This is a genomic window from Syntrophotalea sp. (assembly GCF_050253115.1).
Lineage (GTDB): Bacteria > Desulfobacterota > Desulfuromonadia > Desulfuromonadales > Syntrophotaleaceae > Syntrophotalea > Syntrophotalea acetylenica.
On sequence record NZ_JBFWJQ010000006.1, the window covers coordinates 1 to 13,843 of the forward strand.

Sequence of the window (13,843 nt, forward strand, 5' to 3'; positions counted from 1 at the left end):
GATCGACCCCCCAGCTCCCCAGGGAACCATCCAGATCGCGACTAATCTCGTACCCTTCGGTCAGCATATAGCGGCCCCGGGTCCGCTTTACATCGTGGGGATGAATCACAGGCACCTCCGCTTTCGACAAAACAGGTCAGCATTTGGCCGGGTTTCCGGATAAACACAGTTTAGCAGCACGGAGGGTTTGGGCAACGAGACGTGCAGGGGCGGATCGCGAACCGCCCCTGTCCAAAGAATAGGCAAAGAGGAAATTAGCCTGATAAATCAGGGCTCAGCACACTGTCTATCAGACTTTTACGGGGGGTTTTGCACAGCGCCTGTGGATAGCTGCAATATTGATACGCTCCGTGCCGGTCCTTGCAAACCTGCGCCCCGATAGCCTTGCAATGAAAAATGGCATCTGTTAAGACTCATGTATAAAAATTCCAAGGAGAACCCGACATGAGTGATTTTCTGGAAGTCCTCGATGCCCTCTTTCACGAAACCTTTCTCGGCATCGGCGTCGGCCGTTTTGCCGCCGCATTCGGTATCATCGTTGCTTTCCTTATCCTGAAAAAAGTTTTCGGCCATGTATTCGTCAACGTCATCTTCCCACTGGCCACCCGGACGCAGAGCCGCTATGACGACGAATTTTTGAACTGCATCCGCAAACCGGCCGAACTGCTGGTGATCATCATCGGTCTGTTCATCGCCGTGCAGGTCCTGCAACTGCCCACCGCTCCGGTCGACATCCGGCGCGGTGCCCACGCTCTGCTCAAGGTGCTGGTCACCTTCGATATCGGCTGGGCCCTGTTCAATCTGGTCAGCCTCCTCGACATCTTTTTGTCCGGATGGGTCAGCAAAACCGAATCACCCCTCGATGACCACCTGCTGCCGTTTATCCGCAAGAGCCTGCGGGCGTTTATCATCTTTCTGGCGGTGATCATGACCATCCAGAACCTCGGCTACTCCATCTCGGGACTGCTGGCTTCCCTCGGCATCGGCGGCCTGGCCGTGGCCCTGGCGGCCAAGGACACCCTGTCGAATGTGTTCGGCTCGTTCATGATCATCCTCGACCGGCCGTTTCATATCGGCGACTGGGTCAAGGCCGGCGACATGGAAGGCGTGGTCGAAGAGGTCGGCTTCCGCTCCACCAAGATCCGCACCTTCGCCAAAACCCTGATCACCGTCCCCAACAACATAATAGCCAATCTGGCCGTGGACAATTTCAGCCGCATGCCCAAACGGCGCATCAAGCTGAACGTCGGCGTGACCTACGAAACAGGCCCGGCACAAATGCGCCGGGCCGTGTCCCGAATCCGCGACATGCTGGCCAGCCATCCAGCCATTCAGCAGGACTTTTTCCTGGTCAATTTCAACGACTTCGGCGCATCGTCCCTGGACATCATGGTCTATTGCTTCACCACAACCACCGTCTGGGAGGAATATCTGGCAGCCCGCCAGGACATCTGCCTGAAAATCATGGACATCCTGGATGAACTGGGCCTGGAGATCGCTTTCCCCAGCCATTCGGTGTACCTGCGCGGACGGGAAGGGGAAAAAGACGGGGCAGCATCGGCATCGCCGGCGCTGCCCGCCTGAGGCGGGCCGAGCCAGGGAAAATCAGACAACCGGCGGGTCGGTGAGTCGTGGCGGATCGGCCGGCGCAAGACCGACCTCGTCGCTCAGGGCGTGGAGAAGGGCCAGGGCATCCTGGCGCCGGGAAGGATGGAAGCCGACTTCGATGGTGCCCGTGGCGGCATCGACGGTGCGCATGAAAAGCAATCCGTCATAACTTTCCAGAATGAACCGCAGATAACCAATGTCTCTGCGGGATACGACGTACCAGCGTTTATCCAGCATAGCCGATTTCACACTCCTTCTGTCTACGCGATCCTGCTTTCCGGTGCCGTCCGGGTTGGGTACACGACGTGACGGACTGCTGCGCAGCCCCTTGTCCATCCGCGGACTCCGGATGAACACTACCGCAGCCGCCGTACCGAATCAACATCTTTGCATGCGGGCCGCCGCATGCCAAAACGGTGCGAAAAGGACAGGCTTGCGAACCGCCGGACAAAGTTTTAGTATCCCTGCACGCCACACCATGCGCAGGATAGCCAGATGGACAGCCTCCGGCTGCCCGAAGGGCGAGGGCCAGGGATGGCCCGAGTTACAAGCAAGCCTGCGGATTGACGCCGCCACGGCGGAAAATGGCCGTTTCCGGATAAAAACCAGCCAGCATGGCACAGCTTCAGGAGGACGTTCAACATGGAATCTTATATTCTGCTCTCCGGCATTACCCTGGTCGCCATGGCCAGTCCCGGCCCGGATATGTTGCTGCTGATGCGCAACGGCCTCACCGGAGGACGCGCTGCCGGCTTTGCCACGGTGCTCGGTATCTGCGCAGGGTTGCTGGTGCATGTCTCCCTGTCCGTGGCCGGTCTGGCCTGGCTGATCACGCGCAATGTCTATATCCACGATGCCGTGCGCCTGCTTGGAGCCGCCTACCTGCTGTTTATCGGCATCAGGGCCTTGCGGTTTCGTGGCGCGCTGAATCTCGAAAACCTGGCCTTTCAGAACCGCCGTTCAGCATGCCAGGGGCTGCGCGACGGCTTTTTATGCAATCTGCTCAATCCCAAGGTCACCATCTATATTTTCAGCATTTTCACCCAGTTCATCGCACCGGGAGACTCCCTCTGGGTAAAAACCGGCTACGGCATGACCATCGTGCTGACCTCCCTGTGCGGATGGTCGCTGTTCATACTGCTGGTCCAGCACAGATTCGTCCGTCTGGGCCTGGCGCGGTTCAATACCCTTATCAACCGTATTTTCGGAGGCGTCATGATCGCCCTGGGGCTGCGCATCGCCCTGGTTCGCGACTGAAACGCGGGTTTTTTAAAACAAAATCCCAAACACAAAGAGCCGGGTGCATGCACCCGGCTCTTTGTGTTTCAACATGATCGGCATTCCGGATATTCCGGCTGCCATCAATCAGCGTTGCGCCGCCCCCTGACGCCGGAACTGGCGTCCCTGGAAGTCCCGGCATAATTTCTGTTCCGTTTGGGCGCCGCACCGCGCCCAACGGGGCGTTTGCTCCGGGGTTGCCGACTGGCCCCAGGGTTTGCTTTGACAGGCGGCGCATCGGATACAGCCGGGTCCTCGTAGGCAAATCCCTGGACAGTGCGCCGCTCCAGCGGAGCTTTCAGCATCTTTTCAATGGCCCGGATCATGGCGGTATCCTCGCCGGAGACCAGGGTAAAAGCTTCGCCCTGGCGCGAAGCCCGGCCGGTACGACCGATGCGATGCACGTAGGTTTCAGCGGTAGCGGGCATGTCGTAATTTATAACATGGGAAACACGAGACACATCGATGCCCCGCGCTGCGATATCCGTCGCGACCAGAATCCGGTATTTACCCTTCCGGAATCCCTCAAGCGCTTCCTGACGGCGCGCCTGGGAGAGGTTCCCCTGCAGGGAGCAGGCCTGGAATCCTGCTTTATCGAGTTGCAGGCCCAACCGCTTGGCGCGATGCTTGGTTCGGGTAAATACAAGCACCGACCCCATGTCGCCGGCTCCGAGAAGTTCCAGCAACATGGCGGTTTTCTGCTGCTGGGCAACAGGATACAAGGCATGGGTGACAGTTTCGGCCGGCGCGGTATTTCCTATCCGCACCGTTATCGGCGTCGCCAGAATTTCACCGGACAGGCGCCGGATTTCATCCGGCATGGTGGCGGAAAACAACAGGGTCTGGCGCCGTTTCGGCAGGTGGCCCAGAATACGCCGGATGGCAGGGAAAAACCCCATGTCGAACATCTGATCGGCTTCGTCGAGCACCAGAGCTTCAACAGCGGACAGATCGATGTGCTTGTTTTCAATATGATCGAGCAGCCGCCCCGGGCAAGCCACCACGATATCGACACCTCGTTTGAGCGCGGTGATCTGCGGCCGGATGCTCACGCCGCCGTAAACAGTCAGGCTTTTAAGTCCCGTATGGGCGCCAAGGCTGCAAAAGGCCTGATGAATCTGTTCCGCCAGTTCGCGCGTAGGCGCCACTACCAGCGCCCGCACCCGGCCACCGCGCGACTTCATGAGGCGCTGCAGTACCGGCAGGGCAAACGCAGCGGTTTTCCCTGTGCCGGTCTGGGCCAGCCCCATGACATCCTGCCCGGCAAGAATGGGCGGAATGGCCTGTGCCTGGATGGGAGTGGGCGAAACATAACCGGCGGCAGTGATGCCCTGGCGAATCTGCGGGTGAAAATCGAATGTACTGAATTCCATAGTGTCCTTTAAAAGCCGTAAAAAATAAAAGCCCCGGAAGCATTCCGGGGCCTACGAAGTCTTTTCGTTTTTGCAAGGAAAGCGGCTTTAATCGAAGCAGCCTATCAGCCTGCCCCACTCTTGTCAACCAAATTCCTGGAAATCATGACGTAGGCCGGGGCCAGGGGTCCCCGGACCGCCCGGCAAACATGTCGGCGTAAAGACTGTCATGCCGCTCGTTGCAGTGTCAGGTGCAAATCCCGCCAAAGACTCCGGCCAAAAAAGGGGTGCCTCCGGTCGGACCGGTATGGTATGCTTCGCCCCATGAGCGGGCATCGGTCGCACGGTGGATTTTTTCATCGCTTGATGTGACAGGCACTTCTTGCACACAGATTTCTTTTTCCCAAACACCCTCCCCAGAGGCTCTGAATGGACCCCAAGAGCGCGTTTTCGGTGCGTTGGCATAACAGTCTTCTGTTTCGCACCCCTTTGCTGTTTCTGCTGCTGCTTGCCGTGCTGGTAGCCAGCCTGACCATTATCATGGATACCGTCGCCCGGCCACGCCTGGAGGAGCAGTCCTTCCGCATGGTCAACCAGGTAGGCAGTACCATGGTCGCCCAACTGGGCGAGCGACTGGCCGTTGCCGAAACGCTGGCCCGCGCCCTTTCCACGACCAGCGCCGTACTGCCCTTGCGGGCAGATGACCACATGCGGATAATCCCGCGCCTGATTGACAAGCTGGGTCCGTCATCCTATATCATCGGCGGCGGGGTCTGGTACGAACCCTTCAGCTTTGAGCCGGACCATGAGCGACGCAGTTTTTTCTGGGGGCGCAACGCCGAAGGCCTCCTTGATTTTGTCAAGGACTATGACGACCCCGACAGCCCCGGCTATCATCGGGAGGAATGGTATGTGCCGGGCAGGTATCTCAAACCCGGCAAGGTTTTCTGGTCCCGATCCTATGTCGATCCCCACACCTATGTCCCCATGGTGACCTGCACCGCGCCGATCTACCGCGACGGCCGGTTTACCGGCGTGGTAACCGTCGACCTCAAACTGGAAGGACTGGAGGCCTTTTTTGATGCGCAGGCCAAAAAAATCAGCGGCTATGCCTTCGCCGTCGACCGCAACGGTAAGTTTCTGTCGTTTCCCGATGTAACCCTTACCCGCCTCAGCCGCACGGACAGGCTGGGGCGCAAACAGATCGAATATATCCAGGCCCGCGACCTCGCCGCCCAGAAACCGCAATTCGCGCCCCTGGCGTCGGCTGTTTACGCCAGCAGCAAGGAACTGCTGGAAAAATCCCGCCAGTCCGACAGTTTCGACCCCGACATGGCCGCGACAATCGCCCGCCAGGGCGCGGACATATCGCCGGGTGAAGCCGCGCTTATCACGGCCGTGCTGCAGGAACCCCGACTCGGCAGCCAGGACGGCGGTCTGCTGCTCCGGCATTTCACCACCGACGGCGACCTGCTCCTGGAAGAGCCATGCAGCGTGGCGATTTTTCATGTGCCCGGAACCTACTGGAAAATCGTCACCGTCACGCCGGTAAGCCATGCCATGTCGACGGCCAAGGCCATCTATCGTGCGTTGCTGATCGCTCTGATCATGAGCGTATCGGCGGCAGTCCTCGGGGCCTTTCTGACTCTGAACACCATGCTGATGCGCCCCCTGGCCCGCCTGACCCACCAGCTCAGAAGCGCCATCGACATCAATGCTGAAGAAATGTTGTGCCTCGACGAAACCTTCCACAACGAATTCGGAACCTTCGCCTACTGGTTCAACGTCAGGACGCGAAAGCTGGCCGATACTCTGGAGCAGCTGCGCATCATCCGTGGCGAACTGGAACAGAGGGTCGCGGAGAGGACCGAGAAACTGGCGCAGACCAACATCAAGCTTGAACTGGAAGTTCAGCAGCGGCGACGCGCCCAGCAGTTTCTGCGGCGGCTGGCCATGCTGGATCCGCTGACGGATGTCGCCAACCGGCGCAGTTTCGATGCCGCCCTGCCGTCCTTCTGGCAGCGAGCCCGGCAAAAAGAGACCCCTTTGGCGCTGGTGCTGGTCGATATGGACCGGTTCAAACCGTTCAACGATACCTACGGCTACCAGGCCGGCGACCAGTGCCTCAAAAAGATCGCGCAGACCATGGCGGCGTGCATTCAGGGCGACGAAGAGCGCATCGCCCGATTCGGTGGCGAGCAATTCGCCGTAATCGTTCCCGACAGCGACAGCGAGGCAGCTAATTCCCTGGCTGAAAAAATCCGAAGTCAAATCGAAGCCCTGCACATCCCCCATCAGGGAGAAGGGGCTTTCGGCGTGGTCACGGTCAGCGTCGGCGTCGCCAGCATGCAACCAACGCGGGACAACACTTACGAACAGCTCATCGCCCGCGCCAACCGGGCACTCTTCGCAGCAAAAAAAGGTGGCCGCAACCGGGTGGTTCTCGATACGACATTGCCGGGATGAGACTCGAAAAGACAACCCGCGGCCTCGATACATTGCGTCCCAGACTGTCCCAATTTTAAATTTCTGTTTCACAAAATAGCACGACGCTCAAATCGTCAATGCGCCGGTAAAGAACGACCAGATCGGCCCCGCAAACAAAACGACGCGTCTGGCCAGCCAGTAACCCCTCAGAATACCACCATATATCACTTCATCGATGTTACCGGGGCGCAAGGTGCCTTCAAGCTGGCCCCGGTTTTGCGTTAAGGCTGCCCATCTTCCAGGCAGACCACCATCCGCAAAAGCCGGATGGAAAACCTGCTGTTGCACCGAGCAATCAATTAATACAACCCGGATCGAGTTGCACCATGACCCATACAGGATGGCAGATTTCCACCCTCCAGAACCCCGAGATCATCCAACTGGAGATCTACGGTCCATTCTCCGAACAGAACACGATCAGCGCCTTGTCGGAAACCCTGGCCCTGGCCCGCACCCAGAAAATAGACAAGGTGCTCATTGATAAACGGCGGACCGTCAAACTGTCACTGCACGACCAAGGCAATCCCCTTGACGGACTGATCTATCAACTCGTCTGCGGCCAATCGAAAAGAACCGCTCTGCTGTTTTCGGTCCAGCAGCGCGGCAGCGATTCCGTTCTGGGCCTGATGCAGGATCAGATGGCCCAACCCGAACGCCTCCACTGTTTTTTTGACCGGGACCAGGCCCTTCGCTGGCTCGCTGAATAACCGTTTCATTGCGGTAACATGTGGCACACCCCAAATCTGCGGACCTGCCTGCGGACCAACTGCCACACCGCCAGGCCCTGATCGGTGCGCTTATTGGCCAGGACCACATTGCGCTGCCACCAAAAAACGCGAAACAAGGAATTTCCCTGCCCTTTCGCATAGCCGGAAAATTCACGCGAACGCTCTATTCAATCTGCTGAAACAAGCTGTTTACGGACAACTCCAATGCGTTTTTCGGCTCCGCCGGTTATCCGGCGGCGTCCGTCGTCCGGTGGTGGGAAAGACACTGGCATGAGGGTTGCTAACAGAACATCATTGCCAGCACATTGATGTGCGTCGCAAAAAGTCCCGCCGCAGCGTTGAGGCGTTTTTGCGAATCCACCACCCTTACCCGCGTTGAATATCCGCTAACCGCCGAGGATGGTCCCATGCCTCCTGGCATGCATCGCCATGAAGGATTGACGTGTCATCAATCAATTGCGCCAATCGACTGTGCCCACTGGTCAAGGAAGAGTACGAAGACTGCTATTTCATGAAGATGACCAGCAGCGACATCCAGAAAACCGTCCTTTTTTGCGCCGGGAATTACCAGGACTGCGAAATTTTCAAACGGATCAGCTCCGGACGGCAACGCCTCTGACAGGCAGGCCTTTGACGCCCCTTGTCCCGCGTCCCGCTCCGTGCCGTAAAAAAGGCGGCCATACGACCACCCCGATGCCGGTACCGATGGCGTCACCAGAACGCGCCAGCGGCCGCGTTGCCACTTGTGCCCGGCCAAGCAATTTCAGTCTTTTTGCAAACATCGGCATGGCGAGCGCCTGCCGGGCATTACACCCGTTTCAGAACCCCGGCGGAATCCTTGATCTGCATCTCCACCATGAACCGTCCCGCTTCCAACTCGAACACCACCGTGGTTCGGTCGAAACGGCCGGTCGCCTCGCAGCTATAGCCCTGTCCGCAGACCACCGACGGGATCGCCAGTCCCACATCCTGCCCTTTTTGCGGAAGCAGATATTTGATACCGCCGGCCACCATGTTTGCCAACTCGCCGATGGCATCCTTGACATCATCGTCCACACCGTCGATTTCCAGACCCAGAAAAGCGCCGGTGATGGCAACCGCCACCGGCGCGGGCAGATGAATCAGAACACTGCCCTGAAGATCGCCTGCCAGACCTATCATGGACGTCAGCATGGGCCCTTCCATGGGTTCGGGTTCGACATCGGGCCGGGGCACGATATCGAGAAACACCATGCTTGCGAAAATCTCCTGGACCGTCTGCTCTATTATCTGATGATAAGCCATGATTCCTGAATGTCTCCATGCTGGAAGGTGGAAGAGCCATGCCCGGCAATCCGGCAAAAATTCGCCACCCCGGACCCGATGCACCCGCTTCGTTCATACCAGCAAAATAAATGCCGCATTTCTGCAAAAACTGCGGCATGTGGATTCAGGCTGTATCCATCCGGAGACAACGAACGAAAACCAGGTTATTTCCGCAGCAAGGTCGACGCCAGAGAACTCTTTGTGTGACCTGCCAGGCGACCCGCAACGGACGCAATGGACTTTCCGTGAGTTGCCGCAAACAAAATATTGATTTTTTCTAAAGACCTAATTAAACTTTCGTCAAATATTCACACTTCTTTAAGCAGATTGGTTCCAGAATTCTTTTTCCTTATCCAGGAGGCTTTGGCAATGCTGGCTTATTGTGGCAAAGACTGTGAGCAATGCGAGGCCTATGCGCCGCTCGTCGAGGACGCCTCGTTTTGCAGCGGTTGCCGCTCGGAAGGGCCCGGTTGCAATATTCTCGGCCGGAATTGCGCTATCCGCCTCTGCACCCGCACAAACCGGCAAGCCATCTGCGCGACCTGCTCCGTTTTCCCCTGCGCCAAACTCAAAGAGCTGTTTTTGCTGCATCCGGACGCAGAAACCCAGCTTAACCGGTTATCGGGGATTTCCTGCCGATAAAATTTAATCGTTGTCCGGAACGCAGACTTGTGTTATGGGCATCCCGGGCATCATGTCGGCGTTTCCCGGCGTTCATACTTTGTTTCCGAATGAACGCCATCTCGATAGTCCTTCGTCCCGGGGAAAATTCATAGCATGGAAAATCTGGAAAAACGTCTGGATCGCCTGGAGTCGCGTCTCGAAAGAATCGAGCAGCACCTGAATCTGGCGCCGTCAGCTCCCGCTGAAGAAACCTTTGCCTTTCACACAATACCTCCGGCACAGGAATCAAATCTCCCGCCTCGACAAAACACCGCGACACATCCCCTCCCGGAGGCAAAGCACGATGCCAGCCGCTCGCCAGGCGGAGCCATCACCCGCCTGCTGGGCTGGGGAGGCGCCCTGGCGCTGGTCATGGCAGCCGCGTACCTGATAAAACTGGCATACGACAGCGGATGGCTGATGCTTTCGGCACCGATGCGCGTCGGGATTGCCTTTGTCTGCGGCTGGGCCCTCATCGCCACCGGCCTGCACCTGCGGCACAAGGATCGGCATTACGCCAGCCTGTTGCCGGCCGCGGGAGTCGTCATCCTGTTTCTGGCCATCTACGGCGCACACCTGCATTATCGGCTGATCGGCAGCGCGACGGCCGCCTCCGGCATTATCCTGACCTGTGGCGCCTCCCTGTGGCTGTGCCGAACATTTGCCAGCGACCTCTACGGCCTGTTTGCCATTGCCGGCTCCTATTCGGCGCCGTTTCTGCTCGACATCCCCTCCCAGCCCGTAGGACGCCTGACACTTTACTATTCGGCCTGGAGCATTGGCTTCTGCCTGTACTCGCTGCTGGCAGGGCGGCGGCGCTATTACCTGCTGGCCTTCTACCTCGCCGTGGTCGGCTTCGACCTGCTCTGGCGGCAAACAGCCCGGCAGCAATGGCAGGTGGCCCTGATTTACCAGTTTTTGCAGTTGTCCGTATTCCTGGCCTGCACGGTGCTGTTCAGCCTTCGGCACAAACGTCCTCTCGACCAACGCGCGGCCACCCTGCACCTGCCGATCCTGCTGATTTTTTATCTCCTGCACTACAGCCTGCTGCATCGCCACCTTCCGAACCTGGCACCATGGGTTGCCCTGGCCGTCGCCACCGCTATCGGATTCAGCGGCCAACTGGCGGACAGGCTGTCGAAACACACTTCGGCAGGCGGCCGTTTGATCCTGACCTGCTTTGCAGGTCTGGCGCTGGTGCATATCGGCTATCTGGAACTGACCCCGCCTTTGCTGCGACCCTGGCTGGCCCTGTTGACACTCCCTGCATTGCTTGCCTGGACGGCGACCCGACATCGCCAGCTTAACACCGACTGGCCATTACTGGCCGCCATCGGAATGTTATGGCTGGTAAACTTCAGTCAGGTTCTCGGCAAGGAATTGCCAACCCGCATCAGCGGACAACCAATTCTCACCCTGCTGCATGCCGTTGAACTGTATGCCGGATATGCCCTGTTGCGCAATCGGGCGACCGTTCATCGCCTGCTGCAGGGGAGCCTGATTTACCTTGGTCACCTGGCGGCCATGGCCGCCGCCTGGCAGCTGCTGCACAGCAGCCTGGGCGTCTCATTCGCCTGGGGCCTGCTGGCCCTGACCTGCCTGGGGCTCTGCCTGAAACTGCACGATCGCGTACTGGGTCACTCATCCCTGCTGCTGTTCGGGTTTTCGGCCCTCAAGGTACTGCTGCACGATCTTGCCGGAGCCGCGCCTCTGGTCCGCATCGGCTGTCTGCTGGTGGTTGGCGTCACCTTTTATGCGGGTGGCTGGCTGTACCGTTATATCGAGAAGATGCCGCCACGAAGGCCATGATGCAGCGTCTTTTACTGACGGAGCGTGGCCATTCTCACCGGCTTTGCCCTTGACAGCCCGCCCCCGATCAAGCAAGCTTGCAGCTTAACGTCCGATGCCGCGACCTGGAAGCCAAGATCGCCGCGGATCATCTGTCTGGAGGATTGTCTGGAATGGAAGCAGCACTACAAATGCGGGAGTCGGTCCCGCTGACGGAAGAACAGCAACGCTGTATGGATCTTTACGACGCGGAGGATCTTCTGGTTATGGCCCTGGCCGATGCGGCCAAGGGCAAGGGATTGAGCCGGATTGACGAAATCGCGCGCTTTGCCCGGGCGGCGGGGTATACCCGGCTGGGCATCGCCCACTGCGTCGCGGTCCGGGAGGCCGCGCAGAGACTGGAAGAACGCCTTGCCCTGGAAGGATTCGAGGTGAGCCGGGTCGACTGCAAGGTCTGCAAGCTGCCGGCCGCCGCCCTGAGCCCGGGCGGCCGCGGAATCTCCTGCAACCCCATCGGACAGGCGCGACAACTGGCTCAGGCCGACACCCAGCTGAACATATCCCTCGGCCTGTGTCTGGGACACGACCTGCTCTTTGCCAAACACTCACGGGCACCGGTCACCACGCTCATCGTCAAGGACCGGAGCAACGGGCACAATCCGCTGCTGGCCCTGATCTCCTGAGCGTAACCATGGTGTCGGGTTTGTCTGACACCTGCCTTATCCCCCCTGGAGTCGTCATGCATTGCATAAAAACCTCGATCTGCATGCTGTTGTTGTGTCTGGTTTGCTCGACGTCCCTGGCTGACTCTTCCTACGGCAGCAAACTGTTCGGATGTTTTGAAATGGAATGGGACGTGACCCCCGATCATCAGGTCAACGTGCGCTTTGTCATCAACGACGAAACCCTGTCCCGGTTCACGCTGAGCCCGGATGAACCCTTCCGGCAGTTCTACCTTTCATCGGAAACCAACACGGCCGAGGGACGCCTGCGGGTGCGCTACAAGCCCTCGAAAGGCAAGGCCTATCTGAAAATGGACAGCTTCATATACCGCTGTTCCTCACCCAACGAGCGAAGCTATTCCGGTATTCTGGCGGAATTCGCCATCCCTGCATCGCAACCGGTCGGGCAGAAGTGAGTCCTGCGCAAACCGCAGCCTTTGTGCCGAATCTGCTATAATAGAGCCATCTGCGATTTTCCGGCTTCTCTCGGCAAGGAGGAACGCCATGTTTCACGGTATCCATTGGCTCGGTCACGACAGTTTTCGTATCGAAGGCAGCGGTCTGGTGATCTACATCGATCCATGGCAGATCCCGCAAGGACCGCCCGCCGATCTGATCCTTGTCACCCATGACCATCACGACCATTGTTCGCCGGAAGACGTGGCCCGCATCCGCACAGCGCGAACCGTCGTCATGGCTCCGGCCGCGGCAGCGGCAAAACTGCCGGAACCGGTACGCGTGGTGCGAGCCGGCGAGCGCAGGGAAGTGGGCGAGGTGTGTGTCGAAATCGTCCCGGCTTACAATATCGATAAATTCCGGGCGCCAGGGATTGTTTTCCACCCGCGAGAAGCGGGTATGGTGGGATTTGTCCTGACGGTAGACGACCGCCGCATCTACCATGCAGGCGACACGGATCTTATCCCGGAGATGGAAACCATCGCCTGCGACATCGCCCTGCTGCCGGTCAGCGGCACCTACGTCATGACCGCCGCGGAAGCGGCTGCAGCAGCCAGGGTGCTTCGGCCCAAACTGGCTATTCCGATGCACTTTGGCCGTGGCATCGGCTCCGAGGCTGATGCGCGGCATTTCGAAGCGGCCTGTGAAACACCGGTAAAGAGACTCACCATGGAAGGATGACGGTCGCAAAAAGGGAAAACGCCATGCTCAAGGGCATATTCTGGGACAACGATGGCATACTGGTCGACACCGAACCGCTTTACTATCGGGCCATGCAGGAAACCCTGGCCGAGGTCGGCATTCCCCTGCCAATGGACCTGTATCGCCGCATCACCCTGGAGGAAGGCCGCAGCAGCCTGTGCCTGGCACAGGAAGCGGGATTTTCGGACGCGGACCTGAGCCGGCTGCGCGATGCCAAGAACGCCCGCTACAGCCGCATGCTGCAAGCCGGGATCACCCCTCTTGCCGGCGCCGTCGAGGCGGTCGCGGCCCTGCGTCCTTACGTCGGCATGGCCATCGTCACCAGCTCACTGCGGGATCATTTCGAACTGATGCATCGTCACAGCGGATTGCCGCAACAGTTCGATTTTATCCTTACCCGCGAGGACTTCCACAACACCAAGCCCCACCCCGAACCCTATCTGAAGGCACTGGCCCGCAGTGGATTGCGTCCTGAAGAGTGCATTGTCATCGAAGACACCCGTCGCGGCCTCGAAGCGGCACGGGCCGCCGGCCTGCGCTGTCTGGTCATTCCCGGCGGCCTGGCGCCGGATGCTGCTTATCCGGGCGCCTGGAAGGTTGCGGCCAACCTGGATATGGCACGGCGGCTTCTGGAGGGGGAGTTGGCCGCGGAAACCTCTTTTACAGAAAGCAACTTTCCGATTTAGCCGGTGTGCCGGCTCCGTTACCGGCACGGGCCCATCCTGTTCGACAGGCACCCGCGAGCCTGACATGT

At 58.9% G+C, this 13,843-nt stretch carries 14 protein-coding genes; 11 read left to right on the plus strand and 3 right to left on the minus strand.

Annotated features, from left to right (window positions below):
* Positions 1-444 precede the first annotated feature (444 nt).
* On the plus strand, positions 445-1,584 hold the full coding sequence (locus AB7E65_RS01320) for a mechanosensitive ion channel family protein (protein ID WP_428745126.1): 1,140 nt from the start codon (positions 445-447) through the stop codon (positions 1,582-1,584).
* Positions 1,585-1,605: 21 nt separating this feature from the next.
* On the opposite strand, the gene AB7E65_RS01325 is transcribed toward AB7E65_RS01320, so the two are convergent.
* Positions 1,606-1,944 (minus strand): DUF4911 domain-containing protein, encoded by a 339-nt coding sequence (locus tag AB7E65_RS01325; protein ID WP_083558685.1) that lies wholly within the window; start codon positions 1,942-1,944, stop codon positions 1,606-1,608.
* A 306-nt stretch (positions 1,945-2,250) separates the two neighbouring features.
* On the opposite strand from AB7E65_RS01325, the gene AB7E65_RS01330 reads away from it, so the two are divergent.
* Positions 2,251-2,865: a LysE family translocator gene (locus AB7E65_RS01330; RefSeq protein WP_072287012.1), complete on the plus strand. Its 615-nt coding sequence runs from the start codon at positions 2,251-2,253 to the stop codon at positions 2,863-2,865.
* Positions 2,866-2,969: 104 nt separating this feature from the next.
* On the opposite strand, the gene AB7E65_RS01335 is transcribed toward AB7E65_RS01330, so the two are convergent.
* Positions 2,970-4,259: a DEAD/DEAH box helicase gene (locus tag AB7E65_RS01335; protein ID WP_072287011.1), complete on the minus strand. Its 1,290-nt coding sequence runs from the start codon at positions 4,257-4,259 to the stop codon at positions 2,970-2,972.
* Between the two features lie 408 nt (positions 4,260-4,667).
* Here AB7E65_RS01335 and AB7E65_RS01340 point away from each other — a divergent pair, with 408 nt between their 5' ends.
* From AB7E65_RS01340 to AB7E65_RS01350, 3 genes are all read left to right on the plus strand, one after another.
* Positions 4,668-6,704, plus strand: coding sequence for a sensor domain-containing diguanylate cyclase (locus AB7E65_RS01340; RefSeq protein WP_428745127.1), 2,037 nt, complete (start codon positions 4,668-4,670; stop codon positions 6,702-6,704).
* A 347-nt stretch (positions 6,705-7,051) separates the two neighbouring features.
* Entirely contained in the window at positions 7,052-7,432 is a 381-nt protein-coding gene (locus tag AB7E65_RS01345; protein ID WP_072287009.1) for a hypothetical protein, read from the plus strand.
* A gap of 463 nt (positions 7,433-7,895) precedes the next feature.
* Positions 7,896-8,072 carry a hypothetical protein gene (locus AB7E65_RS01350; RefSeq protein ID WP_158514013.1) on the plus strand — a complete coding sequence of 59 codons (177 nt, stop codon included), beginning with the start codon at positions 7,896-7,898 and terminating at the stop codon, positions 8,070-8,072.
* A 188-nt stretch (positions 8,073-8,260) separates the two neighbouring features.
* Here the strand turns inward: AB7E65_RS01350 and AB7E65_RS01355 are convergent, their stop codons facing one another.
* Positions 8,261-8,737 carry a chemotaxis protein CheX gene (locus AB7E65_RS01355; protein ID WP_072287008.1) on the minus strand — a complete coding sequence of 159 codons (477 nt, stop codon included), beginning with the start codon at positions 8,735-8,737 and terminating at the stop codon, positions 8,261-8,263.
* A 390-nt stretch (positions 8,738-9,127) separates the two neighbouring features.
* On the opposite strand from AB7E65_RS01355, the gene AB7E65_RS01360 reads away from it, so the two are divergent.
* From AB7E65_RS01360 to AB7E65_RS01385, 6 genes are all read left to right on the plus strand, one after another.
* Complete coding sequence (locus AB7E65_RS01360) at positions 9,128-9,400, plus strand: DUF3795 domain-containing protein (RefSeq protein WP_407058539.1); 273 nt, start codon at positions 9,128-9,130, stop codon at positions 9,398-9,400.
* Between the two features lie 135 nt (positions 9,401-9,535).
* Positions 9,536-11,230 (plus strand): DUF2339 domain-containing protein, encoded by a 1,695-nt coding sequence (locus AB7E65_RS01365; RefSeq protein ID WP_072287006.1) that lies wholly within the window; start codon positions 9,536-9,538, stop codon positions 11,228-11,230.
* 152 nt (positions 11,231-11,382) lie between these two features.
* Positions 11,383-11,892, plus strand: coding sequence for a DUF1847 domain-containing protein (locus tag AB7E65_RS01370; protein ID WP_320360624.1), 510 nt, complete (start codon positions 11,383-11,385; stop codon positions 11,890-11,892).
* A 56-nt stretch (positions 11,893-11,948) separates the two neighbouring features.
* Positions 11,949-12,347: a hypothetical protein gene (locus AB7E65_RS01375; RefSeq protein ID WP_072287004.1), complete on the plus strand. Its 399-nt coding sequence runs from the start codon at positions 11,949-11,951 to the stop codon at positions 12,345-12,347.
* A gap of 88 nt (positions 12,348-12,435) precedes the next feature.
* Positions 12,436-13,068 (plus strand): MBL fold metallo-hydrolase, encoded by a 633-nt coding sequence (locus tag AB7E65_RS01380; RefSeq protein ID WP_072287003.1) that lies wholly within the window; start codon positions 12,436-12,438, stop codon positions 13,066-13,068.
* Complete coding sequence (locus AB7E65_RS01385; RefSeq protein WP_428745128.1) at positions 13,065-13,775, plus strand: HAD family hydrolase; 711 nt, start codon at positions 13,065-13,067, stop codon at positions 13,773-13,775. Before AB7E65_RS01380 ends, AB7E65_RS01385 begins: the two co-directional genes overlap by 4 nt.
* Positions 13,776-13,843: the final 68 nt, after the last annotated feature.